Annotated in this window: 22 protein-coding genes and 2 pseudogenes; 13 read left to right on the forward strand and 11 right to left on the reverse strand. The window is 70.2% G+C overall.

Annotation, left to right across the window (positions count from 1 at the left end):
* Positions 1–49: 49 nt before the first annotated feature.
* Entirely contained in the window at positions 50–1,033 is a 984-nt protein-coding gene (locus OG828_RS06740; RefSeq protein WP_328500447.1) for an aldo/keto reductase, read from the reverse strand.
* A 131-nt stretch (positions 1,034–1,164) separates the two neighbouring features.
* A pseudogene (locus tag OG828_RS06745) lies at positions 1,165–1,455 on the reverse strand (NUDIX domain-containing protein); the annotation flags it as partial.
* 104 nt (positions 1,456–1,559) lie between these two features.
* Between OG828_RS06745 and OG828_RS06750 the strand changes: the two are divergent.
* The 8 genes from OG828_RS06750 to OG828_RS06785 all read left to right on the forward strand — a co-directional run bounded on the left by OG828_RS06750 (position 1,560) and on the right by OG828_RS06785 (position 10,908).
* Positions 1,560–2,924, forward strand: a complete 1,365-nt coding sequence (locus tag OG828_RS06750) for an amidohydrolase (protein WP_328500448.1) — start codon at positions 1,560–1,562, stop codon at positions 2,922–2,924.
* Positions 2,914–3,948 carry a LacI family DNA-binding transcriptional regulator gene (locus OG828_RS06755; RefSeq protein ID WP_328500449.1) on the forward strand — a complete coding sequence of 345 codons (1,035 nt, stop codon included), beginning with the start codon at positions 2,914–2,916 and terminating at the stop codon, positions 3,946–3,948. The genes OG828_RS06750 and OG828_RS06755 overlap by 11 nt, the downstream gene beginning before the upstream one ends.
* A gap of 91 nt (positions 3,949–4,039) precedes the next feature.
* The gene (locus OG828_RS06760) at positions 4,040–4,789 is read left to right on the forward strand and encodes a glutamine amidotransferase (RefSeq protein WP_328500450.1); all 750 of its coding nucleotides are present in this window, start codon (positions 4,040–4,042) and stop codon (positions 4,787–4,789) included.
* Between the two features lie 136 nt (positions 4,790–4,925).
* The gene (locus OG828_RS06765) at positions 4,926–6,020 is read left to right on the forward strand and encodes a BMP family lipoprotein (RefSeq protein ID WP_328500451.1); all 1,095 of its coding nucleotides are present in this window, start codon (positions 4,926–4,928) and stop codon (positions 6,018–6,020) included.
* Positions 6,021–6,033: 13 nt separating this feature from the next.
* The gene (locus OG828_RS06770; protein ID WP_328351434.1) at positions 6,034–7,620 is read left to right on the forward strand and encodes an ABC transporter ATP-binding protein; all 1,587 of its coding nucleotides are present in this window, start codon (positions 6,034–6,036) and stop codon (positions 7,618–7,620) included.
* The gene (locus tag OG828_RS06775; protein ID WP_328351436.1) at positions 7,617–8,729 is read left to right on the forward strand and encodes an ABC transporter permease; all 1,113 of its coding nucleotides are present in this window, start codon (positions 7,617–7,619) and stop codon (positions 8,727–8,729) included. Before OG828_RS06770 ends, OG828_RS06775 begins: the two co-directional genes overlap by 4 nt.
* Positions 8,726–9,661: an ABC transporter permease gene (locus OG828_RS06780; protein WP_328437144.1), complete on the forward strand. Its 936-nt coding sequence runs from the start codon at positions 8,726–8,728 to the stop codon at positions 9,659–9,661. Before OG828_RS06775 ends, OG828_RS06780 begins: the two co-directional genes overlap by 4 nt.
* A gap of 68 nt (positions 9,662–9,729) precedes the next feature.
* A complete protein-coding gene (locus tag OG828_RS06785) occupies positions 9,730–10,908 on the forward strand; it encodes an esterase-like activity of phytase family protein (protein WP_328500452.1) in 1,179 nt (392 codons plus the stop codon).
* 3 nt (positions 10,909–10,911) lie between these two features.
* On the opposite strand, the gene OG828_RS06790 is transcribed toward OG828_RS06785, so the two are convergent.
* On the reverse strand, positions 10,912–11,487 hold the full coding sequence (locus OG828_RS06790) for a CGNR zinc finger domain-containing protein (protein ID WP_328500453.1): 576 nt from the start codon (positions 11,485–11,487) through the stop codon (positions 10,912–10,914).
* An 82-nt stretch (positions 11,488–11,569) separates the two neighbouring features.
* On the opposite strand from OG828_RS06790, the gene OG828_RS06795 reads away from it, so the two are divergent.
* On the forward strand, positions 11,570–12,739 hold the full coding sequence (locus OG828_RS06795) for an epoxide hydrolase family protein (protein WP_328500454.1): 1,170 nt from the start codon (positions 11,570–11,572) through the stop codon (positions 12,737–12,739).
* 6 nt (positions 12,740–12,745) lie between these two features.
* Here the strand turns inward: OG828_RS06795 and OG828_RS06800 are convergent, their stop codons facing one another.
* The 6 genes from OG828_RS06800 to OG828_RS06825 form a co-directional block, all read right to left on the reverse strand.
* Positions 12,746–13,015: a hypothetical protein gene (locus tag OG828_RS06800; RefSeq protein WP_328500455.1), complete on the reverse strand. Its 270-nt coding sequence runs from the start codon at positions 13,013–13,015 to the stop codon at positions 12,746–12,748.
* Positions 12,994–13,653: an SDR family oxidoreductase gene (locus tag OG828_RS06805; RefSeq protein ID WP_328500456.1), complete on the reverse strand. Its 660-nt coding sequence runs from the start codon at positions 13,651–13,653 to the stop codon at positions 12,994–12,996. Before OG828_RS06805 ends, OG828_RS06800 begins: the two co-directional genes overlap by 22 nt.
* Before the next feature lie 95 nt (positions 13,654–13,748).
* Entirely contained in the window at positions 13,749–14,228 is a 480-nt protein-coding gene (locus OG828_RS06810) for a MarR family winged helix-turn-helix transcriptional regulator (RefSeq protein WP_328500457.1), read from the reverse strand.
* Between the two features lie 11 nt (positions 14,229–14,239).
* Positions 14,240–15,301 (reverse strand): alkene reductase, encoded by a 1,062-nt coding sequence (locus OG828_RS06815; RefSeq protein WP_328500458.1) that lies wholly within the window; start codon positions 15,299–15,301, stop codon positions 14,240–14,242.
* A gap of 91 nt (positions 15,302–15,392) precedes the next feature.
* Positions 15,393–16,298 (reverse strand): NADP-dependent oxidoreductase, encoded by a 906-nt coding sequence (locus OG828_RS06820; RefSeq protein ID WP_328500459.1) that lies wholly within the window; start codon positions 16,296–16,298, stop codon positions 15,393–15,395.
* A gap of 526 nt (positions 16,299–16,824) precedes the next feature.
* Positions 16,825–17,028, reverse strand: coding sequence for a cold-shock protein (locus OG828_RS06825; protein WP_210569121.1), 204 nt, complete (start codon positions 17,026–17,028; stop codon positions 16,825–16,827).
* Positions 17,029–17,380: 352 nt separating this feature from the next.
* Between OG828_RS06825 and OG828_RS06830 the strand changes: the two genes are divergently transcribed.
* Positions 17,381–18,130, forward strand: a complete 750-nt coding sequence (locus tag OG828_RS06830; protein ID WP_328437152.1) for an SDR family oxidoreductase — start codon at positions 17,381–17,383, stop codon at positions 18,128–18,130.
* Between the two features lie 133 nt (positions 18,131–18,263).
* A complete protein-coding gene (locus OG828_RS06835; protein WP_328500460.1) occupies positions 18,264–19,103 on the forward strand; it encodes a helix-turn-helix transcriptional regulator in 840 nt (279 codons plus the stop codon).
* 137 nt (positions 19,104–19,240) lie between these two features.
* On the opposite strand, the pseudogene OG828_RS06840 reads toward OG828_RS06835, so the two are convergent.
* Positions 19,241–19,592: pseudogene (locus OG828_RS06840) on the reverse strand (alpha/beta fold hydrolase); the annotation flags it as partial.
* Positions 19,593–19,691: 99 nt separating this feature from the next.
* Here OG828_RS06840 and OG828_RS06845 point away from each other — a divergent pair.
* Positions 19,692–20,171 carry a MarR family winged helix-turn-helix transcriptional regulator gene (locus tag OG828_RS06845; protein ID WP_328351470.1) on the forward strand — a complete coding sequence of 160 codons (480 nt, stop codon included), beginning with the start codon at positions 19,692–19,694 and terminating at the stop codon, positions 20,169–20,171.
* Between the two features lie 143 nt (positions 20,172–20,314).
* Positions 20,315–22,753, forward strand: a complete 2,439-nt coding sequence (locus OG828_RS49470; protein ID WP_443062376.1) for an MFS transporter — start codon at positions 20,315–20,317, stop codon at positions 22,751–22,753.
* 261 nt (positions 22,754–23,014) lie between these two features.
* Here the strand turns inward: OG828_RS49470 and OG828_RS06860 are convergent, their stop codons facing one another.
* Entirely contained in the window at positions 23,015–24,184 is a 1,170-nt protein-coding gene (locus OG828_RS06860) for an ABC transporter substrate-binding protein (protein ID WP_328500461.1), read from the reverse strand.
* Positions 24,185–24,738: the final 554 nt, after the last annotated feature.

Here is a 24,738-nt window from a genome sequence, read left to right on the forward strand (position 1 = left end):
TCCTTCGGCTCTCCCAGCAGCCTACTGCGGAGCCGAACGACCGTCTCGGTCAGTGAGCCGCGTCCAGCCGGGCCCGCTGCTCCTCGGTCAGCTCCAGGTCGACGGCGGCCAGGTTCTCGTCCAGCTGCGCCACCGACGACGCCCCCGCCAGCGGTACGATCGGCAGCTCGCCGCCGATCTGCCAGGCCAGCACCACCTGGTTGACGGTCGCGCCGGTCTCCTTCGCGACGTCCCGCAGCACCTTCAGACGGGCCGGGGCCCCGGGGTGGTCGAAGTCCGCGGGCAGCCGGTCCGGGTGGGTGTAGGCCCCCTTCAGCAGCGGCGAATAGGCCACCAGGGTCAGTCCGGGCTCGGCCCGCAGATAGCCCAGCAGCTCGGCGCCCGCGTGGCCGAGGCTGCCGTCGGGGAAGAGGTCACTCGGTACGTCGGTACGGGGCCGCAGATGGCTGTGCGCGTACTGAAGCACCTCGTAGCCGGGTAGCCCGGCCGCGGCGGCGAGAGCGCGGGCGCGCTCCACCCGCCACATGGCGTGGTTGCTGACTCCGAGCAGTCCGACCGTGCCCTCGGCCACCAGCTCGGCGAATGCCTCGACGGTCTCCTGGAGCGGGACCTTGTGGTCCTCGATGTGTGCGTACAGCAGATCCAGCTTGGCCACACCCAGCCGTTCCCGGCTGCGCTCGGCCGACTCCCGGATCACCTTCGCCGACAGGCCTTCCGGGTTGTCGACATAGCTGGTGCCGGGAGCGAGGGGGCGGGCGCCCAGCTTGGTCGCGATGACGATCTCGTCGCCGACACCGCGGCTGCGCCGCCACCGGCCGAGCAGTTCCTCGCTGTGCCCGCCCTGGCTTCCGTCCTCCCAGAAGGCGTAGTTGTCGGAGGTGTCGATGAAAGTGCCACCGGCCTCGACATAGCGGTCGAGCACCGCGAAGGAGGTCGCCTCGTCCGTGCGTGAGCCGAACAGCATGGCGCCGAGGGAGAGGACGCTCACCTCGCGGCGGGTCTTCGGGTCGGTGCCGATCGTGCGGTACTTCATGGTGGATGCCTCCCGTTCCGCGCCCGCGTTCGGGGCACGTGAACGGGAGTCTTCAGCTTGAAGTGCTCTTCAAGTCAAGACAGTACGCGGGTTCAGCCCGCGAACGGCCCCTCCAACGCGGCCCACTGGAGGTTGACGTAGACGGGGTAGCGGAACTGGCGGGTGAGCAGCACCGTTTCGCGTTCCGTGTCGTACAGCAGCATGGTGGCCCCGTTGCCGCGGTCGTGCGTCTCGCGCTGCTGGGTGCTCCAGGTGCCGTCGGCACGCTGGAGGTCGAAGGTCGTCGCGCGCTCGACGTACCAGTGACTGGAGAGCAGGGTCACCTCGCGCACCTTCACACGCGGGTTGCCGGTCAGGTCCAGGCCGGTCCGGTCGAGTCCGGTGCGGCCGCGGCGGTCGGGGGTGTCGATACCGGCGGTCATCGGGTGGCGCCACGAGGGTGGAGTGAAGTGGTCATGCCCGTCTTCTACCAGTTGCGAGCGTTCGCCTGTTGTGCAAAACGTTTTGGATATCTAGCTTGTGCCGCATGAGCGACAGAACGCCTCCGTCCGCGGGCCGTCTCCTGGTGAGCGGCTGCGATGTGCTGCGGGTTCCGCCGGAGGGCGCGTGCGAGATCCTCCCGGCGCGGGACATCGTGGTCGCGGACGGTGTCATCGAGGAGGTGCGGCCGACCGGCGCCGCCCCTGACGACGACACCGCGGAGGTCGTCGACGGGCGCGGGCTGCTCGCCGTACCGGGCCTGGTCAACGCCCACACGCACAGCCCCATGGTGCTGATGCGCGGTGCGGCCGAGGACGTGACGGTCGAGGGGTGGTTCAACGAGCGCGTCTGGCCGATGGAGTCCAACCTCACTGCGGCGGACGTGCGGGCCGGGGCGCGGCTGGCCTGCGCGGAGATGATCCGTTCCGGCGTCACCACCTTCACCGACCATTACTTCTTCCCCGAGCAGATCGCCGAGGCGGTCGCCGAGACCGGCCTGCGGGCCGACATCGCTCCCACGTACTTCAGCAGCGGGGGCCGGGAATCCCTCGAGGCCGGCGTGAAGTTCGCCGAGACCTGGCACGGGCGGGCGGCGGGCCGGGTGACCGTCTCGCTCGGGCCGCATGCCCCGTACACGGTGAACGACGCGGACCTGCGGACCCTGGCCGGGTACGCCCGGGACCTCGGCCTGCGGACGCACATCCACGCCGCCGAGCATGTGGAGCAGACGCAGTCCAGTCTTGAGCGGCGCGGCATCACCCCGATCCGGGTGCTGTACGAGACCGGGGTGCTTGAGGCGGGTGTGCTGATCGCGCACGGCTGCGGCATCGTCGAGCAGGACCTGCCGCTGCTGGCCGAGTACGCGAGCACGACCGCCGTGGCCTGCTGCCCCAAGGTGTATCTCAAGCACGCGCTGTCCCCGCTCACCCCGGTCCGCGAGCTGCTCGGCGCGGGGGTCACGGTGGCGGTCGGCACGGACGGCGCCGCCGGTCACAACACTCTCGACGTGTGGGAGGCGCTGCGGCTGGTCGCGCTCACCCAGAAGCAGGCGGTGCGCGACGCCACCTGGATGACCGTCTCCGACACCCTGCGCCTGGCCATGCGGGGCGGCGCCCGCGCCCTGGGCCTGGCGGACCGGGTCGGCGCTCTGGAGCCGGGTATGCGGGCCGACATCGTCCTCACCGACCTGTCCGGACCGCACTGCCGTCCGCTGCACGACCCGCGCGCCGCCCTGGTCTACAGCGCCCGCGCCAGTGACGTACGTATGGTGATCGTCGACGGCCGCGTCCTGATGCGCGACGGGCGGCTGCTCACCGTGGACGAGCCGGCGCTTCTCGCGGAGGCCGACGCGCGGGTGGCGCGGATTCTCGACACCTCCCACGGAAGGGCGGTGCAGCACTATGACCCGTGAGCCCGACAGGGCCCCCGTCCGCGGTGCGGCGTCCATCAAGGACGTGGCCGCGGCGGCCGGGGTCAGCCCGACCACGGTCTCGCACGTGCTCAGCGGCAACCGGCCGGTCAACGAGGAGACCGCCACCCGGGTGCGCGGTGTCGTCAACCGGCTCGGCTACGTCCCCGCGTCGCTGGCGCGCAGCCTGCAGGCCGGTTCCACCTCGGTGATCGGCCTGCTGATCCCCGACATCAGCAACACCTTCTTCGCCGAGCTCGCCAAGGGCGCCGAGGACGCCGCCCACGACCTCGGCTACGGCCTGATCCTGTGCAACACCGAGTTCGACGCCGATCGCGAGGACCGCTATCTCGGCATGATCCGCAGCCGGTTCATCGACGGGATGGTGTACGCCTCGGGATCCCCGCCGTCCCGGCGCCGGCTGGAGGCCCTGATGGGCAAGTTCCCCATCGCGCTCGCCGATGAGGAGGTCGAGGGGCTGGAGGGCGCCCTCATCGCCACGGCCGACCACGAGGCGGGCGGGCGGCTGGTCGGAGAGCACCTGCGCTCCCTCGGTCACCGCCGGGTCCTGATGCTGACCGGACCCGGGGCCCTGCCCAGCAGCGTCTCCCGTGCGAACGGCTTCGTCCAGGCCTTCGGGGGCGAAGTCGTCGAGCGCGTCGGCGACTTCAAGGAAGCGTCCGGCTACGTCCTGGTCGACAAGCTCCTCCAGGACGGCGGCCTCGACTGCACCGCCGTGTTCGCGGCCAACGACCTGATGGCGTTCGGCGCCCTCACGGCGCTCAGGGACGCGGGTCTCTCGGTGCCTCAGGACGTCTCGGTGGTCGGCTTCGACGACATCCGAGCGGCCTCGCTGTCCCATCCGTCCCTGACCACCGTCCACCAGCCCGCCTACGACGTCGGCCGCACCGCCACCGCCCAGCTTCTCCAGTACGTCTCCCGGGGCGAGATCCCGCCCGCCTCACGGCACACCCTCCCCGTCGAACTGAAGGTGCGGGGCAGCACGGCGCCTCCCACCACCCGCTGACCCGCGTATCCCCCTGCTCGACAACCGCGCCACGCGGCCATGTCCACGTGCCCGGCCGTCTCAACCTGCCCTGCCCGAAAGGTGGTTCGCCATGCCCAGAGTGCTCGTCATCGGCGAGTCCTGGTTCACGTACACGGTGCATCAGAAGGGCTTCGACGCCTTCCACACCGCGGAGTACACCGAGGGCGGAGGCGTCTTCCTCGACGCCCTCCGCTCCCGGGGCCACGACGTGACCTACGTTCCCGCGCACGAGATCCCCACCCGGGTGCCCCACTCGGCGGCGGGCTTCGACGCGTACGACGTCGTGGTCATCAGCGATGTCGGCGCCAACAGCTTCCAGCTGCCGCCCGAGACCTTCGCCCGGTCCGTCGCCGCGCCCGACCGCTCGGAGCTGGTGCGCGGCTTCGTCGAGCGTGGCGGCGGGGTGCTGATGATCGGCGGCTACCTGAGCTTCAGCGGTATCGACGCCCGCGCGAGGTGGGGGCGTACGCCGCTGGCCGCCGCGTTGCCGGTGGTCATGGTCGATCGGGACGACCGGGTGGAGCTGCCTGCCGGGGCCGTGCCCGAGGTGGTGGGCGAGCACCCGCTCGTATGGGGGCTGGACCGGTCCTGGCCTGCTCTGCTCGGCCTCAACGAGGTCGCGGTACGTCCGGAGGCGTCGTTGCTGGCCGAGTGCGCCGGGCATCCGCTGCTGGTCGTCGGCGGACACGGCACGGGCAGGTCGGCCGCGTTCACCTCCGACGTGGCACCGCACTGGGCGCCGCCGCCGTTCCTGGCCTGGGACGGATACGCGGAGTTGTGGGACCGGCTGGTGCGCTGGCTGGCCGGGGCGGAGCTGTGAGGTGCCGCGCCGCTCGGCGATGTCTGAAATTCCCACACCGGAAATCAGACAGAAACCGGCCGACGTAGCCAAAACGTTTTGCACTTCCTACTGTCAACCCAGCCGCTCACTCAGCAACACAATGATCAGGAGGTCCATGATGCGATATGGAAGAACCGCCGCCTTCGCGGTGACCGGCATGCTCGCGCTCACCGCGTGCGGGGGATCGGGCGGGGACGATTCCGGAGCGGCCGCCTCCGACAAGCCGCGGGTCAAATTGGTGATCAATGGCGGGCTGGGCGACAAGTCGTTCTTCGACTCCGCCCACGAGGGGCTGAAGAGGGCTCAGAAGGACCTCGGTTACGAGCTCAAGGTGGTCGAGCTGGGTGCCGACCGCACCAAGTGGGAGCCCGGATTCGAGGACGCCGCCTCGGCCGACGACTACGACATCCTGGCGGCCGGGACCTTCGAGGTCACCGACTACATCGGCGAACTCGCCCCGCAATTCCCGGACAAGAAGTTCTGGCTCTTCGACGCACCGGTCGACTACAGCGGCAAGAACGGCACCTGTTCCAACAAGTGCGAAAACGTCTACTCCGTGACCTTCAAGCAGAACGAGGGCGGATATCTCGCCGGATTCCTCGCCGAGAAGCTGGTGGCCGGGAAATCACTCAAGGGTGCCGAATCCCTGAAGAAGGTCGGCATCATGCCCGGAGTGAAGATCCCGTTGATCGAGGACTTCGTCGTCGGTTTCAAGGCAGGATTCAAGGACGCGGGCGGACAGAACTCCGACGTGCTCGTGCAGTACGTGGGCGGCGACAAGCCGTTCAGTGACCCCGCGAAGGGCAAGGAGATCTCGACCGCCATGTACGGCCAGGGCGCCGCGCTGGTGTGGCCGGTCGCCGGGCTCTCCGGCCTCGGCACCTTCGAGTCGGCGGTCGCGGCCGGGCGGTACACCTTCGGCGTCGACTCCGACCAGTACCAGACCCTCACCGACCAGGCGCAGAAGAACACCGTCGTCACCTCCATCCTCAAGAACGTCGGCAACGCCCTGTACAAGGCCGCGCAGGCGGACCAGAAGGACTCCCTCAAGTACGGCGCGGTCGACTCCGTCGGTCTCGCCGAGGACGCCGTCGGCTATGTGAACGACGACCACTTCGCGGAGCTGGTCCCCGAGAAGACCCGTACGGAGCTCCAGGAAGCCGCCGACCAGGTGAAGTCCGGCTCCGTCACGGTCCCCAGCGCCTTCTAGCCGGACGGCCTCGATGATGAACGAGCCATGGGGCGAGGACGGCCCCGCCGTCGCCGCCCGCGCGGTCACCAAGACGTACGCCAACGGAGTCCGCGCGGTGCGCGGTGTGGACCTGGAGGTCCCGCCCGGCGAGATCCGCGCGGTAGTGGGCGAGAACGGCGCGGGCAAGTCCACGCTGATGAAGCTGTTCTACGGCCTGGAGCAGCCCACCTCCGGCGAGCTTCTGGTCGGCGGCCGGCCCCGCGTGCTGCGCGGCCCGGCGTCGGCGATCGCCCTGGGCGTGGGCATGGTGCACCAGAACCTGATGCTGGTGCCCTCCTTCACCATCGCCCAGAACGTCGTCCTCGGCGTCGAACCGGGCCGCCGCGGCCTGGTCGACCCGAAGGCGGCCATGGAGACGACCGCCCGGCTCGCGTCGGAGTCCGGACTCGCCGTCGACCCGAAGGCGCGCGTCGACGAGGTGTCGGTCGGCATGCGGCAGCGCGCCGAGATCCTCAAGGCCCTCCACCGCCGGGCGCGCGTGCTGATCCTCGACGAGCCGACCGCCGTGCTCACCCCGCAGGAGACCGAGGACCTGTTCGCCGCCGTACGACGGCTGCGCGACGACGGAATGACCGTGCTGTTCATCTCGCACAAGCTGCGCGAGGTGCGGGAGATCAGCGACCAAGTGAGCGTGATGCGCGCCGGTTCGCTGGTGGGGACGGTCGCCACCGCCGACGCCACCGAGCGGTCGCTCGCCTCGATGATGGTCGGCCGCGAGGTCTCCCTGGACGTGGACCGCTCCCCCGCGAGCCCGGCAGGGGTCACCCTGCGGGTACGCGGCCTCGGCTACGAGGCACCGACCGGGCAGTCCCTGCACGGCCTGGACTTCGACGTGGCCGCCGGGGAGATCGTCGGTGTGGCCGGCATCGAGGGCAACGGCCAGAGCGAACTCGCCGAGATCCTCGCCGGGTTGCGCCGGCCGACGACGGGCACGGTGCACGTCGGCGGCACCGACACGGCCGGTCTGGACGTGGCCGCGCACCGCGCGGCCGGCATCGGCTACGTACCGGAGGACCGGCTGTCGAACGGCGCCGCGCTCGACGAGTCGATCGCCGACAACCTCGTCGTCGACCGCCACGACCGCCCGCCCCTCGCCCGCCGCGGCGTGCTCAGCCCGAAGGCGGTACGCGCCCACGCCGAGCGGCTGATCTCCGACTACGCCATCCGCACCCCCGACCCGTCGGTCCCGGTGCGCGCGCTGTCGGGGGGCAACCTGCAGAAGGTGATCGTCGCCCGTGAACTGTCCGCTGCACCAAGGCTGTTGATCGCCTCCCAGGTCACCCGCGGGGTGGACGTCGGCGCGATGCGGTTCATGTACGAGCAACTGGTCGCCGCGCGCGACGCGGGCACCGCCGTGCTCCTGGTCTCGGCCGACCTCACCGAACTGCTCGCCCTCTCCGACCGGTTGCTCGTCCTCAAGGACGGCCGCCTGACCGCCCGGTTCGACGACACCACCGGCCTCACCGAGAAGCGCGTCGGCCTCTACATGCTCGGCGTCGAGCACCACGACCGCGACCAGCTCACGGCCGGCCTGACCGACCTGGGGGACGCCCCGTGACCGGCACCCTGATCGAGACCGAGGACCGCCGCGAGTACCGGGCGACCCGTCGCCGCGATCTCGCGGTGGACCTCAGCATGGCCCTGGCCACCATCCTGGCCGCCCTCGCCATCGGTTTCCTCGTCATGCTCGCCACCGGCAACAACCCGATCAAGGCGTACGAGGTGATGCTCACCGGCCCGCTGGACCGCTCCTTCCGGGTCGGCCGCTGGCTGGAGGACGCCACCACGCTCACCCTGCTCGGCCTGTCGGTCGCCATCCCCTTCCGCGCCCGGCAGATCAGCCTCGGCGCCGAGAGCCAGCTCTACGCCGGTGCGCTGGCCGCCGGCACGGTGGCGATCTTCCTGCCGCTGCCGCCGGTCGCCGCCGTGATCGTGCCCATGGTCGCCGCCGCCGGCGCGGGCGCCGGAATGGGTCTGGTGCCGGGATCGATGAAGGCACGCCTCGGCGCCAACGAGATCGTGGCCACGCTGATGCTCAACGCCATCGTCGTCCGCGTCTACGACTACCTGGTCAACGGTCCGCTGAAGGAGCCCGGCAGCAGCGCCGTGCACTCGAAGTCCATCCAGGACGATTCCGCGCTCACGCCGCTGACCGACTGGTTCGGCACCCCGATGGGCCGCGCCAACATCGGGTTCGGCGTCATGCTGCTCACCGCGGTCGCGCTGTGGCTCCTCCTCACCCGCACCCCGCTCGGCTACCGCATCCGCATGACCGGCTCCAACCCCGGCTTCGCCGAGTACGGCGGCATCAAGGTGCCCCGCGTCATCGAGTGGAGCTTCGTCATCGGCGGCGCGGTGGCGGGCCTCGCGGGAGCCCACCTCGTCCAGGGCGTCTACGGGCGCCTGGAACCCGGTCTCGCCGGCAGCCTGGCCTTCGAGGGGATCGTCGTGGCCCTGCTGGCCAGGAACAACCCGCTCGTCGTCGTGGTCGCCGGGCTCTTCTACTCCTATCTGCGCGCCGGGGGCGACATCATGGAACAGCAGACGGACGTGGGCACCGAGATCGTGGTGGTCATCCAGGCGGTCATCGTGCTGCTGGTCACCGCCCAGGCCCTGCCGGAGCTGCTCAAGCGCCGGCTCACGCGCAGGCAGGTGGGCGTCCGATGAGTTCCCTGCTCGACGTCGTCCTCAGCAGCGCCTTCCTGGCGGCGGTGCTACGGGTCGCGACCCCCTACCTGCTCGCCGCGCTCGGCGGACTGGTCGCCGAACGCTCCGGCATCAGCAACATCGCGCTTGAGGGGCAGATGCTCGGCGCGGCCTGCACGGGCGCGCTGGTCGCCGGATACAGCCACTCCGTCGCCCTGGGCGCGGTGTGCGGGGTCGCGGTGGCGGCGCTGATGGGTGTGCTGCTGGCCGCTCTGCGGCTGGAGCTGGGCGCCGACGCGATCATCGCGGGCATCGGCCTCAACCTCCTCGCCTCCGGCGGTACCGCGTTCGCGGTCTACACCCTGCTCGACGACAAGGGCGGCACGTCAGGGCTGAAGAGCGGCACGCTGCCGACGGTCACCCTGCCGGGCGTGGAGAGCGTTCCCGTAATGGGTGATGTGGTGAGTGGTCAGAACATGATCACCTGGCTGGCGTTCCTGGCCGCTCCCTTCGTCGCCTGGCTGTTCTTCCGCACCCGCTTCGGCTTCCATCTGCGTGCGGTCGGCGAGATGCCGGACGCTGCCGCCTCCGTAGGGATTCCGGTTCGACGGGTCCAGTACGCCGGCCTCGCCCTCAGCGGAGCGCTCGCCGGCCTCGCCGGGGTCTTCCTCAGCATGGGCTATGTGTCCTTCTTCGTACGGGACATGACGGCCGGCCGCGGCTTCATCGCCCTCGCCGCGGTCTTCCTGGGCGGGCTGCGCCCGTGGGGCGTCTTCCTCGCCGCGCTCGGCTTCGGCGCGGCGGAGGCCCTGGCCGTACAGCTCGGGACGCTCGACGTACCGCCGCAACTGGTGTCGACGATCCCGTACGCCCTGACGCTGGTGGCCCTCGCGCTCTACGCGTGGCGGCGCAAGCGACGCGGAGCCACCGCGGAGGTCGCCGCCTCCCTCTGACGCGGCCCCCGGCTTCCCGTGCAATCAGTCCTTTTGGTCAGTCCTTTGGAAGGTTTGGAAGGTCACCCATGCGACGACACAGACACCGAGCGCACCGCGGACACGCGCTCGTCGGTTCCCTCACCGCCATCGGCCTCCTCGGCAGCGTGGCTCTCGTGAGCGGATTCGCCGCGGAGCCCGCAGCGGCGGCGAAGCCGCGGAACGTACGGCTGCTGGACACGATCACCGTGCCCGCCGGGACAACGGAGTTCGGCATGCCCTTCGGCGGGCTGTCCGGCATCGACTACGACCGGGAGTCCGGCCGATACGTCGCCCTCAGCGACGACCGCTCGGAGAACGGCAAGGCCCGCTTCTACACCCTCCGACTGCCGCTCGACGGGGCCTCCTTCGCCGGGGACAAGCCCGTACTCGACGGCCTGACCGTGCTCGACGACACCACGGGCGAACCCTTCACCGCAAAGGCAGTCGACCCCGAGGCGATCCGCTGGACGCCGGACGGCAACAGCCTGCTGTGGACCAGCGAGGGAGCCTCATCGTCCGGGCAGCCTGCCTTCGTCCGGGAGGCGACCACTTCGGGCGGTTACGAGCGCGAACTGCCGTTGCCCAATGCGTACGCGCCCGTCAGGTCGGCGTCCGGCACGCTCACGGCCGGCGTCCGCAACAACCAGGCGCTCGAAGGCCTCACCCTCTCCCCCGACGGCAGCAAGGTCGTCACGGTCACGGAGAACGCGCTCGTCCAGGACGGCCCCGCAGCCTCCTTGACGGCCAAGAGCCCGTCCAGGCTGCTGGTGGCGGACCGGGCGACGGGCAAGCCGAAGGCCGAGCACGTCTACGAGGTGGACCCGATCTCCGACGCCCCCACCGCGCCGCTGCCGCCCCCGGTGGGGACGTACTCGGCGGACCGGGGAGTCACCGAGATCCTCGCGATCAACGAGACCGACTACCTCACCGTGGAGCGCTCCTTCGCCTCCGGGGTCGGCTTCGCCATCCGGCTGTACTGGACCAGCACCATCGGTGCCACGAACGTGAACGGCAAGGACGCCCTGTCCGGCGACGAGAAGCCGATGCGGAAGAAGCTGCTGTACGACTTCACCACCTCCGGCACGGCCGCCGACAACGTCGAGGGCATCACCTGGGGGCCCAGGCTGCCCGACGGCTCCCGCTCGCTCGTCCTCGTCGCGGACGACAACTTCGGGTTCAACGGCAGTGTCACCAAGTTCCATCTGCTGTCGGTCCGTTCGAGGTGACGGTCACTCCGCTGAGCTGAGGTTCTTGCGCCGGCTGGCATGGAAGCGCGCCTTCTTCTGACGATTCCCGCACGTGTTCATGTCGCACCATTTGCGGGTGCGGCTCTGGCTGGTGTCGAAGAAGGCGGCTCGGCAGGTCGGCGATGCGCACAAGGCCAGTTTTCCGTCTCGTTCGCCCGCGATGATGCTGATCGCGTCGGCGGCGATCACGCTGAGGGCGTCTTCCACGCAGGAAGCCGAGCTGAGCCGCCATCGCCGCTTGCCGTCGGGCGTCAGGATCGCCGCGGCCCGACCCTGAACGCTGCAGTCGTTGATGACTTGGACAGCGGACGCGAGGAGAGGCTCCTGGAGCGCGGCCGCGGTCGCGGCGGCGTGAATCGACTCCCGCAGTTCCCGAGCGAGTTCGAGCTGGGCGGTGGTGCAGGAGTCCACGGCGAGGCCGTTCACCGCCAGCCAGTCGATGAGTCGGCGCGGCGTGGGAATGCGCTCGACAGCCTCGCCATGACGCTCCGAGAGAGTCCCCGTGAAGCTGGTCGCCAGCACATTGCCGAGACGGAAGTCAGGGAACCCGGTAGGCATGGAACCACCTTAGCCGGTTGCGCGTCGGCGCGAGGGCATAGTAGAACCGTCTTAGCCGGTTCCGCGATGGCCAGGAGGTCTCATGCCCCGTCCGACCAGCGACGTGCAAGCATTTGAAGCCCACGCACCGGACGCCGAACTCGACGATCTGCGCGCGCGATTGGCCGCGGCGCGGCTACCGGAGGCCGAGACGGTCCATCGCGCCGCGCCCGACCCTCGCCGATGGGACCAGGGCGTTCCGCTCGCCGACCTCGTAGATGTCGTGAACTACTGGCGCACCGGCTACGACTGGCGGTCGTTCGAAGAGCGCCTCAACCAGATCGGCCAGTTCCGCACGACCATTGACGACCTGGGAATCCATTTCCTGCACCGCCGGTCCGCGCGCACGGATGCCACCCCGCTGATCTTGACGCACGGCTGGCCGGACAGCGTTGCTCGGTTCATCGATGTAGTGGACGAGCTGGCAGATCCGAAAGACGCGGACGCTCCGGCGTTCCACGTCGTGGTCCCGTCGCTGCCAGGCTTCGGTTACAGCGACAAGCCGGCCACCACCGGGTGGGGAACCGAAAAGATCGCGGCCGCATGGGTGGAACTGATGGGAAGGCTCGGCTACAGCAAGTTCGCGGCCCACGGCGGCGATTGGGGCGGCAATATCACCACCGTTCTGGCGGGTAGGTTCCCGGCGCACGTACTCGGCATCCACACCACGTTCGCGGAGGGGCCGCCCGGGCTGACAACGGACGGGCTGACGGCGGTCGAGCGCGAGTGGGCCGAGGAAACCCGCGATTTCTGGCGCCACCGCGCGGCGTACGCGAAACAGCAGGCGACCCGACCGCAGACCATCGGCTATTCGCTCGTCGACTCACCGGTCGGGCTTCTTGCCTGGATCCTCGACAAGTTCGCCGAGTGGTCGGACACCGAAGACAGCCCGTTCGAGACGATTTCCCAAGACCGCGTTCTCGACGACGTCACCCTGTACTGGCTGACGCGGACCGGAGCGTCGGCGGCCCGCATCTACTACGAGAGCCACAACTCGCTGGACCCCGAACTTCGCGTCGACGTCCCGTCAGCCATCACCATGTATCCCCGCGACGTCGAGAAGTGCCCGCGCCCCTGGGCGCAGGAGCGGTACCGACAGATCGTCCGCTGGGAGTCGCCCGAAACCGGAGGACATTTCCCGTCCCTGGAGGTTCCCGAGTATTTCGTCAAGGACCTGCAAGAGGGCCTCGCGGCAGTGCTGGCCGCCAGGTGAAGCCCGTCACCGGTGCCGCGCCGTGCCCAGTTCGTCGGTGTACCGGCTGAGGACGTCCTCGGCCGTGGGGACGGGGCCGAACAGCTGCTCCTGCCGACGGGTGTCGGCGACGTAGCGGCCGCTGTCGAACCAGCTGAACATCGCGGCCATGTCCTTGAGCAGGGGCATGAAGCGGCCGGCGACGGCTCCTGCGGCGCGGGCGACAGTGGAAGGGACGGCCCACACCTTGATCTTCTTTCCGGCCCGGCGGCCCATCAGGTCGGCCACCTCACGCATGCTGACCGACGGTCCCAGCCGATGTCGATGCGCTCACCGTTGTCGGCTTCGGCGTCGACCGCGGCCGCCAGGTAGACCGCGAGATCGGAGGTGTGGACGAAGGTCAGTGGGACGGTGGCCTTGCCGATCCACATCAGGCGGCCCTTGTCGACCGGGTCGCCCGCCATGCTCGCGACCTGGTCGAGGAACGCCCCCGGGCGCAGCGCGACGAACGGGACGCCGAGCTTTTCGAGCTTGTCCTCGGCGACTTTCTTGTGCCAGAAGTGTGGGACTTGGGGCGTCTGGTCGCTGGTGAGGATGCTGGTCAGGACGAACCGGCGGATGCCGGAGCGGTGGGCGGCCTCGGCGAGGTTGGCGTTGCCGACCGTGTCGATGTCGTACGCGTTCTTGCCGCCGCGGGTGTAGCCGGCAGCGGTGGTGATGACGGCATCGGCGCCGTTCATGGCGGCGACGAGCGAGTCGAGGTCGAGCATGTCGCCGCGGGCGATCTCGACACCCCGGCTTTCGAGCCTGCTCGCGTCGGTGGTCGGCCGGACCAGGGCGCGGACGTTCTTACCGCGCCCCAGCAGTTCGTCGACGACCTTGCCCCCGAGGGAGCCGGTCGCGCCGACGACGAGGACGGGGAGGGTGGCAGTCATGGAGGACTCACTTTCGATCAGGTCAGCGCTGAGGGGAGCACCGGAACGAACCGATCCGCGCTCCAGGCCGGACCCGAGGGGCGAGCCGAGGCGATCTACTCGGACTCTTCCTGCGGCAGACCGCGGCTGTTGATCGCGTCGGCGATGGCGTAGGCGGTGCGGACGAAGGACTCTGCCTGCTCCGCGGACAGGTTCTGCGCGGAGATCTCCTCCAGGGCCTGCCACATGGCCGCCAGGGGCGCGCGCATGGCACGGCCCTTGTCGGTAAGGTGGACGACCATGACACGCCGGTCGTGTGCGGCCGGCTCGCGAACGAGCAGGCCGGCGTCCTGCATGCGGCGCAGGGACTTGGAGACGGTGGAGTGGTCCAGGCCCACGCTGTCGAGCAGTTCGGACTGGGTCTGGCCGTCCCGGTCCAGGAGGTGCATCAGCAGCAGCTCCTGTCCCGGATGCAGGTCCATCTCGCGGAGCATGGCGGCGGCGCGGGCGCGATGAGCGCGGGCGAGCTGGAAGATCGCGTAGCTCATCGGCCCCTCGCTCGCCGTGGAGGGGTTGCGGGGTGTGGGGGCGGGCATGGTTGGGTTCCTCAGACGGTGTAGGTGGGGTAGTCCGTGTAGCCGGCCACTCCGCCGCCGTAGAAGGTCGCCGGGTCGGGGGTGTTCAGCGGCGCGTCAGAGCGTAGCCGCTCGACCAGGTCCGGGTTGGCGAGCGCGAGGGCGCCGACGGAGACAAGGTCGGCCGTGCCGTGGGCGACGTCCTTGGCGCGGGTGGGCAGGTCGGTGCCGGCGCGGTTGAGGATCAGCGTGGTCGGCCACAGGGCGCGCAGGGTGCCCAGCAGCTCCTCGTCGCCCGCGTGCATCACATGGAGGTAGGCGAGGCCAAGCGGGCTGAGGGCGCGCACGAGCGCCGGGTACAGCTCGGCGGTGTCGGACTCGGCCATGTCGTTGTACGGGTTGCCGGGGGAGATGCGCAGGCCGGTGCGGTCGGCTCCGATCTCGTCGGCCACGGCAGCGGCGACCTCGACGGCGAAGCGGATGCGGTTGTCGAGGGAACCGCCGTAGCGGTCGGTGCGCTGGTTGGTGCTGTCGGACAGGAATTGGTGCACCAGGTAGCCGTTGGCGCCGTGGATCTCCACACCGTCGGCGCCTGCCGCGACGGCGGCCGCGGCGGCGCGGCGGAAGTCGTCGACTGTCGCCGTGACCTCCTGCGTCGACAGAGCGCGGGGTGTCGGCATCTCCTGGGGCCCGGACGCGGTGAACATCGCGCCCTGCGGCTGGATCGCCGAAGGGGCGACCGGCTGACGGCCGTGGGGGGTGTTGTCGGGGTGGGAGATACGTCCGGTGTGCATCAGCTGGATGACGATCCGGCCGTCGGCCGCGTGCACGGCGTCGGTGACCTTGCGCCACCCGGCGATCTGCTCGTCATTGTGGATGCCGGGTGTGAGGAGGTAGCCCTGGCCGTCGGCGGAGGGCTGGGTGCCCTCGGTGATGATCAGCGCGTGCGAGGCCCGCTGGGCGTAGTACTCGGCGTTCAACTCGGTCGGGACGCCCTCGGGCGTGGAGCGGTCGCGGGTCATGGGGGCCATGACCAGGCGGTGCGGCAGGGACATGCCGCCGACGGTGGTCTGCGTCCACAGGGAATTCAACATGAATGGTTCCTTCTCGATATAGGGATAGGGCGATACGGCGATGCGCGCTGCCGCGCGGGGCAAGGAGGTGCGGTCAGGCAACGAGGTGCGGTCAGGCAACGGTGAGGACGAGCTTGCCCCGCACATGCCCGGCATCGCTGACCTGCTGGGCGGTGGCAGCCTGGTCGAGCGGGTAGGAGGTGACGGTGGTGACGAGCTTTCCGGCCGCGGCGTCTTGTGCCAGGGCGGCCAGGCGCTCGGGCGAGGCCTGCGCGCCGCCTTGGGCGAAGGTGATGCCGAGCTGCCGCGCGCGGAAGTCGGCGATGGTGACGATGCGCTCGGTGCCGCCCCGCAGGGTGATCGAGTCCTCCAGGGCGCCCTTGCCGGCCAGGTCGAACACCGCGTCCACGCCGTCGGGGGCCAGCTCCCGGACCCGCTCGACCAGGCCCTCGCCGTACACGGTCGCCGTGGCGCCGAGCGAGGTGAGGTAGTCCTGGTTGGCGGGGCCTGCGGTGCCGATGACACGCGCTCCGCGGGCCGTGGCGAGCTGGACCGCCAGCGTTCCGACCCCTCCGGACGCGCCGTGCATCAGTACGGTCTCGCCTGCGGTGACGCCCAGCAGGTTCAGGACCCGCTCGGCCGTCTCACTCGCCACCGGCAACGCGGCCGCATCCTGCCACTCCAGATCGACGGGCTTGGGGGCCACGATGGTGGCCAGCGCGTACTCGGCGTACGAGCCGGTGTCGGCCCAGCCCAGCACCTCGTCACCCACCTGCACGTGCTGGACGCCCTCACCCAGCGCGTCCACCACGCCGGCCAACTCGCCGCCGGGGACGGACGGGAAGGTCGTCGGGTACACGGCCTCCAGCATCCCCGAACGGATCTTGCCGTCCAGTCCGTTCACTCCGGACGCCTTCACGCGGACGCGGACCTGGCCGGGGCCGGGCTGCGGGACCTCGATCTCCGCCTCGTGCAGCACTTCCGTGCCGCCGAAACGGTCGAACAGGATGGGTTTCATGACGACTCCTCTCGCGCCACCACCCCTTTAGGTGGCTGGCCACGTAATGAACATAGCAGCAAACACGTGGCTAGCCAAGTATTTGCTTTCGCTGGAGCGTCCCGACCGGAAGCTGGATGACAGAGCCGGCCAGACCCTGGCGGTCAGCGGTTCCCATCTGGCTCAGGGGCCCGGGGCGCTCACGGGTGGGAGTGGGCATCGGCGAGGTCGGCCTGCCGGGCGACGCCGATCACGCTGATCGCCGTGCGGCAAGCTCCGGCCAGGACCAGGACAGCGACCGGCCCCGTTGCCCGAGGGCAGGCACGCTGTTCGCCGCCACCGCGCCGCGTCGCTCATCGCGACGACCTGGACAGCGGTCATACCGTCCGGCGGTTGCTGGCCGGCGGCGACGCGGTCGATTGCGGTTCGGGCTGTCCCGGGGGTCAGCACACTGGACCGGCCCTGGACATGCCGAAGGCCGGCGCCATGCGGCGCCGGCCCTCGCATCAACATCAAGAGGTGTCCGGCAGGTCTTGCCCGCCGGGTCTCAGATGGCGCGGACGTGCGAGGCCTGCGGGCCCTTGGGGCCCTGGACGATCTCGAACTCCACGTGCTGGTTCTCCTCGAGGCTACGGAAGCCGGAGCTGTCGATCTCCGAGTAGTGCACGAAGACGTCCGGGCCGCCCTCGGCCTGGGCGATGAAGCCGAAGCCCTTCTCGGCGTTGAACCACTTGACGGTTCCCTGAGTCATTTTGTTGCTCCTTGCAGGGGCTGGGGTACGGGACCCGCACCGTGCGGTGCCCCGGGCCGGCCTGGACGCTACTTCTCCAGTTCCCTGAAGGAAGGCGGCGCCCGCGACATCGTTCTTCGCGAGCGTGCGGTGAAACACAGACACAAAAACTACGACCGCCGCGTACAACCCGCCCCCCGCCGGATTCATTCCCACCGCGTGACGCAGGGCCTGGCAGTCCTCGCCAAGGCGCCGGGCGACAGAGAGACCGCCGATCCATGGATAAACCTTCCTCTCCCGCCCCTGCGCGGGCGCTCTTACGGTCGGGGCTGCGGGCGCTCACCGGCCCGCCGTACCGAAGGAGCAAGACCCCATGAAGATGACCGGCAACACGATCCTGATCACCGGCGGCACCTCGGGCATCGGCCTCGGCCTGGCCCTGCGCCTGCACGAGGCCGGCAACAAGGTGATCGTCGCCGGCCGGCGCAAGGAACTCCTCGACGAGATCACGGCCGAGCACCCGGGCATCGACGCGCTCGTCCTCGATGTCGCGGACCCCGACTCCATCGCCCGGGCCCGGGAGACCGTGGCGGCGAGCCACCCGGGGCTGAACGTCCTGGTCAACAACGCCGGCATCATGCAGTTCGAGAATCTCCTGGACCCGGCCGGACTCCGGGTCGCCGAGGATCACGTCACGGTCAACCTGCTCGGCACGCTCCGGATGACGTATGCCTTCCTGCCGCTGCTGGTGGGCAAGGACGACGCGGTCGTCGTGAACGTCACCTCGTCGCTGGCGTTCGTCCCGTTCCAGAGCACGCCGACCTACAGCGCGACCAAGGCCGCGCTGCACTCCTTCTCCGAAAGCCTGCGCATCCAGCTCGCCGGGGCCGACGCCGGCGTCCAGGTGATCGAGGTGGTCCCGCCGGGCGTGCGCACGGCGCTGCTGGGCCAGCAGGACAGCGACCAGTCGATGCCGTTGGACGACTTCCTCACCGAGACCCTCGACCTGCTGCGTGAGAAGCCCGACGCGCAGGAACTGGTCGTCGAGCGCGCCAGGTTCATCCGTGACGCGCAGGCCAACGGCTCCTACGACGAGGTCCTCGCCATGATCAGCGGCAGCTGACCGATCTGGAGTGACCGACGCGAGCGCCCTCGACGTCGGCCGTGCGGGCGGCTTCGCGCGAGCGGGAGAGGACTGCTCAGCCATGGATCGGCGGTCTCTGGATAGCCGGGCGGGATGCGGCGAGGATGGGGGCATGGACAAGAAGGCACTGGCGGAATTCCTGCGCCGTCGGCGTGAGGTGTTGCGGCCCCGCGATGTCGGGCTGGTCGAGGGGGCGCGCAGGCGTACGCAGGGGCTGCGCCGCGAGGAGGTTGCGCAGCTCGCCGGTATGTCCACCGACTACTACGCACGGCTGGAACAGCAGCGTGCTCCGCAGCCCTCCGTGCAGATCACCGAAGCTCTCGCCCGGGCACTGCGGCTGACCCTGGACGAACGCGACCATCTCTTCGTCCTCATCGGCCACAACGCCCCGGCCCGATTCCACCGTTCTGAGCACGTCAGCCCGACGCTGATGCGAGTGCTGGACCGCCTCGACGACTCCCCGGCCCTGGTGACGACCGACCTGCTCGACACCCTCGCGATGAACCCCTTGGCCGTCGCACTGCTCGGCGACCAGATGCGCCACACCGGTCTGGCCAGCAGCGGCTACTACCGCTGGTTCATGGACCCGGCCGAGCGTCTGGTGTACCCCGAGGACGTCCACGAACACCACGGCCGTGCCAATGCGGCACGCCTGCGGGCCGCGCTGACCGCCGGCAGCGACACCCCCCGAGCCGCCCGGATCCTCGCCGAACTCCAGGAACACAGCCCCGAGTTCGTCCGCATGTGGGAACTTCAGGAGGTCGCCCAGCGCTACGACGACTGCAAGACCCTCCTCCATCCCGAACTCGGCCGCATCGACGTCGACGCCCAGCTCCTGTTCACCGAGAACCGCGCCCAGACCCTGGTGGTACTGACCACCCGCCCCGGCACCGAGAGCCACAGCAAACTCGAACTGCTCTCCGTCATCGGACACCAACAGCTCACCCCCTGACATCCCGGACCGGATGGGTCGCTCCAGGCTCGGCTCCGCGCCGTCGGCGCGTTGATCGCGGCGGGCGTGGCGAGCAGGTCCAGTCGGCCGCAGGGGTTCACTTGACCGTCGTCATGCCGGGGAGGGCGGCGAAGGCGTCACGGGCGCTGGTTCAACAGGTCTGCCAGCACGTCGGGCCGTTCCACGGCGATGAAGTGCCCTGCCTTGGGGACCTGCGTGAAGTCGGCGGCCGGCAGCAGCTGCCTGCTGGCTTCCCGGTCCGAGGGCCGGGACCAGTCCTTCTCCCTGGTACACGCTCCTGGCGACGGCCGGGTAGCCGGGACGCATACCCGGCTCCACCCCGGCGATCACCGCGAGGAGACCGGACCGGGCGATTCCGCCGCGGAAGTCGTACGTGTTCACCGCGACGACCCGCCGTACCCGCTCCGGCAGATCGGCCACGGTGGTCAGGGCGAGCACCGCGCCCATGGACTCCCCCACCAACGTCACACGTGCTCACGGCCATCGCCACCGCTCAGTCGATGGTGATGCTCGACGGCATCAATTAGTATTTTGACATAGGTTTCTCGTCATAGATAACGTGGCGCCGTGACCGGAACCAGCGAGGCTCGCCCGAGCCAGGGCGTCGACCATGTGGCCGCAGGCCTCGTGGCGTGCCTGCCCGCGCTGAACCGGTACATCAAACAGAGCATCGACCGGCGACTGCCCTATCCCAAGCTCCCCGAGCGGCAGTTGGCCCTGCTTCAGTACGTCGCCGAGCACGACGGCGCGACTGTCCACGAGGCAGCCGACGCGCTGCGGATGATGCCGAACAACGTCAGCGCCCTGGTCACCCGCCTCACCGACGCGGGCCTGCTGGAACGGCGTCAGGACGACACCGACAAGCGTGTGGCGCACCTGTGCGTCACCGCCACGGCGCGTCAACGCATCGGCGAGGTCGAGAACATCGCGGCGGCGCAGCTCGCGTCCGCGCTCCGCACCCTCACCGACGGCGACCGCGACGCCCTCGGCTCGGCGCTCGGCGCCCTCGAAGCTCTCGCCCGGCGCCTGCGCGACCACTCCGCCTGACCGGTCGATCCCGCTTCCCGTACGCCTACTGCCCTGCCACTACTGCGGCAGGGCCCGGCCGGCTGCGCTGCTCGCATACACAGCTCCCCCGCACATGTCCACGCGCCCAGTCGCGCGCCGCACGTCCCGAGGACAGCTCACACATGTCTGTCACCGCTGTTTCCACAGCGTCCACTCCCGTATCCGACCCCCCTCCCCGCGGTCTTCGCGCCAACCCGTGGCTGACGCTGGTCGCCGTCGCGTTCGGCCTGTTCATGGTCGGCCTCGACGGCTCGGTCGTCTCGATCGCCAACGCCGAGATCGCCCGCGACCTGAACGCCACCACTGCGGAACTGCAGTGGGTCACCAACTCCTACCTGCTCGCCCTCGCCGCCGCCCTCATCCTCGGCGGCAAACTCGGCGACCGCTTCGGGCGCCGCACCCTCTACCTCGTCGGCGTCGTCGGATTCACCGTCGCGTCCGTCGCGATCGGCCTCGCCGGCTCGGTCGAGGGCGTCATCGCCTTCCGCGCCGTACAGGGCCTCTTCGGTGCGATGTTGATGCCCAACACCCTCGCACTGCTACGTGCGGTGTTCCCGCCGAAGAAGTTCGGCATGGCGGTCGGCATCTGGGCGATGATCTCGTCCGTCTCCACCGCGCTCGGCCCGATCGTCGGCGGGCTGCTCGTCGAGCACGTCAACTGGGAATCGGTCTTCTACATCAACGCCCCCATCGGCGTCATCGCCCTCATCTTCGGCCTCGTAGTGCTGCCGCGGTCCAGGAACGAGGCCGCCGCGAGCGAGAAGTTCGACGTGCCCGGCGTCGTGCTGCTCGCGCTCGGACTGCTCGGCGTCGTCTTCGGTGTCGTCAAGGGCGAGACGTGGGGCTGGACTTCGGCAGGCACGCTCGGCGCGATCGTCGGCGGTGTCGTCGTCCTGGTCCTCTTCGGCTGGTACGAGACCCGCGTCGCGCACCCTCTCCTGCCCATGCGCCTGTTCCGCAACCCGGCCCTGACCATCGGTACGTTCGTCACCGCGCTGAACTTCTTCGTCCTGCTCGGCGTGATCTTCTTCGTGATGCTGTACCTGCAGAACGTGCACGGCTTCACGCCCGTCGAGTCCGGAGTGCGCACCCTGCCGCTCAGCCTCGCCTCCATGGTGGCCTCACCGCTCGGCGCGAAGCTCACCGAGAAGTTCGGCCCGCGCCTGACCATGCCGCTCGGAATGCTGCTGCAGGCCGGCGCCGCGTTCACGATGCTCGCGTGGAGCGCCGACTCGTCGTACGCCGCCATGTGGCCACCGTTCGTCGCGCTCGGTCTCGGCGTCGGCATCGTGATGGCCGCGTCCTCCGACGCGATCGTCGGCAACGCCCCCGTCAAGGACGGCGGCATCGCGGGCGGCCTCCAGGCCACCTCGCTCCAGGTCGGCGGCGCGCTCGGCACCTCGGTGCTCGTGTCCCTCATCAGCAGCCGCGTCGGCTCCACACTCACCGACTCGCTGACCGACGCGGGCGTGCCCCACTCGGCAGCCGCTCGCCTCGAGGAGGCGAAGGACGCGGTCGCGATGGGCGTCGCCCCGGTCTCCGACGCGATGCCCGCACAGCTCAGGACGGCCGTGGTGGAGGGCAGCCACACCGCCTTCATGAACGGCGTCCACACCGCCGTCCTGGTCACGGGCATCCTCGCCCTCGTGGGCGCCGCCCTCGCGGCGTTCGGCCTCCGAGGCCGGCAGGACGGGCACCACGAGAACACCGAGAACACCGCGCCCGACGAAACCGACGAGACCGACGAGAAGGTGCCGAGCCAGTCCGCTGCGCCAGCCATGCCCAAGGTCTCTTCCTCCGGCGGCATCCCGGTCAGCGGCTACGTCATCGGCGCCGAGTCGGCACCCGTTCCCGGGGCGGCCGTCACCCTGATCTCGCTGGGCGGGCGGCAGGTGGGCCGCGTGCTGGCCCACCCGGACGGTTCGTACACGGTGGACGCGCCGCGCGCGGGCAGCTACGTGCTCATCGCCTCCGCCAACGGCTACCAGCCACAGGCTTCCACGGTGGTGCTCAGCGACGAGCCGGCCTCGTACGACGTCTTGCTCTCCGGCACCAGCGGCCTGGCCGGCACAGTCACCTCGGCCGACTGCAAGGAGCCGATCGGCGGCGCCATGGTGGTCGCGGCCGACGTGCGCGGCGACGTGCTCGCCGCCGGGCTGACCGACACGGACGGCGCCTTCAGCTTCGCCGAGCTGGTGCCCGGCCAGCTGACCCTCGCCGTGACCGCGGCCGGGTACCGGCCGATCGCGCTGCCCGTCGAGATCGCCCCGCATGGCGTCACCAGGACCGAGGTCGAACTGTCCTCCGCCCTGCACGTGCAGGGCGTGATCCAAGCCGCGGGCCGACCGCTGAACGACGCGCGGGTCACACTCGTCGACGCGGCCGGCAACGTGGTGGCCAGCGCGACCACCGGCGAGGACGGCGGCTACGCCTTCACCGACCTGGACGGCGGCGAGTACACGGTCATGGCGACCGGCTACCCGCCGAAGGCCACCCACCTGACCGTGCACGGCTCGGGCGTGGAAAGCCACGACATCGAGCTCTCCCACCCGGGCGAGTGACAGCCCCCAGGCCGGACGCGCCAAGACCGGAAGCGCGCCCGGCCCGGCGGTGACGAACCCTGGATCCGGTGGTCGGTGGCGGCAGGGGACGGCCTGCCGCCACCGGTCCGGGATTCACCACGAGAGTCCGTCGTCTTTGCCATGCCTTGCCGACACAGTGTCCGCCGCCCAACAGCCCGTCGAAGCACCACCGTTGAGCGGGCTGGCGTTGCCCGCCGTGAAGGGGCCGCCCCGCTCCGCGCGGGATACCGGTCCGTGGACTCACTTGACCTGGTCGGAGCGTCCCCGGAAGCGGAAGGTGTTCCCCTTCGCCTGGAACAGGAAGTACGCCGCGCCCGACTCCTTGGGGTCGATGCCGTCGGTGCCGGCGCGGATGGTCTTGACGAGTCCCTTGTAGGGGACGTCGAAGAGGCGTGGCAATACGGATCGTGGTGGGACGTCGGCCGAGCCGCCCAGCGACTTGAGGGCGCCGGCCACCAGTCCTACCGCGTCGTACGCCTCCGGGGACCAGCGGCCCGGTGTGGTGCCGTACTTCGCGCGGTAGGCGGCCCGGAAGCCGCGGGACACGCTGCCGGGGTCGGTGAAGGGGGCGCTGAACAGCCAGTCCTGGCCCGCAGGTCCGGTCTGCTGGAGAAAGGCCGGCCGCATGATGTGCCAGGTGCCCAGGCGCGGTCCGGAGAAGCCCGCCTCGGTGAGAGCGCGGGCGCAGCGCGCGGCGCGTTCGGGGGTGGTGCCGCTGAAGACGACGGCCTGTGCCTTGGCGGCGACGGCGGCACGGACGGCGGGGCCGAAGTCGTCGCTCTCGGCGGCCACGGAGTGGACGCTGGTGGTGCCTTTCTGGGGCGGGTACTGCTCGACTTGGGTGGTGACTTCCGGGCCCGTCGGGCCCGCTGCCCGGTCATCGATGACGGCCGTGCGCTCGACCGGTTGCACCTTGGCCAGGTACGAGATCAGCGGGAGCGCCAGGTCGCCCTCCGGGGCGCGGGTGACGCACACGGTGCGCAGCCTGGCATCGTCGAATGTCGCGTGGTCCAGAGAGATCAGCACCATGCCTGTGTCGGCGGCCCGGTAGAGCGGGGCGGCGGCCCGTGCCGCGGAGGCCGTGTTGGGACCGAGGACCGCGCTCACCCCGGCCTGGATGAGGCGCTGGGCCGCCTGTTCGGCCAGGGCCGGGTCGCCCCGGTCGTCGGCGGTCTCGAGGGCGAGGCGGAACGTGATGTCCGCGCGCGCGTTGTGCTGCTCCACGGCGAGCCGCACCGCGCGCTCCTGCGCCACGCCGTCCGCCCTGTGCGTACGGCTGAGGTCAGCTTGGAAACCGAGCGCGTGAACGGGAAGGGTGCCGCCCGAGCCGCCTGTGCCCCGTCGCCCGGCGGTCAGGTAGGCGGTGGCCCCGCCGCCGACGGCGACCACGGAGGCCGCCGCACTCCCCATCAGCAGCGCATCATCTCTTCCAGAACCTCGGCGTTCTCCCAGTCGGCCTGCTCAGGGGTGCGGTGCACTGTGACGACGGCGCTCAGCCGGAGTGGGCCCTTGGTGCCGCTCGCCGGTATCTCGTAGGAGCGGGTGAGGGTGGCGAGGACGTCCTTCGGGAGCGCCTGCTGGTGCCAGACACAGTCGTCGCCGAGAACCGGCCACAGCTGGGGGTCGCTTTCGTACGGAGACCGGCGGTCGGTGTCCGGGCCGAACTCGGAGGGTCTCGCGAGGACCTCCCGGACCAGGGCGGCCGCCTGGGCCGCGGACGTCGGGAGGCTGGCGGGGTCGATGTCGACGACGGCCGTCGTCTACGGGCCGGCGGTTCCCGTGACACCTGTCTTCTGCCGAGCGGTCGATCCGGACGCTTCGGCTCCACCTGACGTACAGCCCGCCAGCAGCAACCCGCACACCGCGACCGCACAGCCCAGGCCCGCCACTCCCCCGTTCCCCACCACATGCCTCCTGAGCTCATCGGTTCACCATGTGCCGGCCACGATGCTATGCAGCAACTT

Origin of the sequence: Streptomyces sp. NBC_00457 (assembly GCF_036014015.1) — a bacterium.
Classification (GTDB): domain Bacteria; phylum Actinomycetota; class Actinomycetes; order Streptomycetales; family Streptomycetaceae; genus Streptomyces.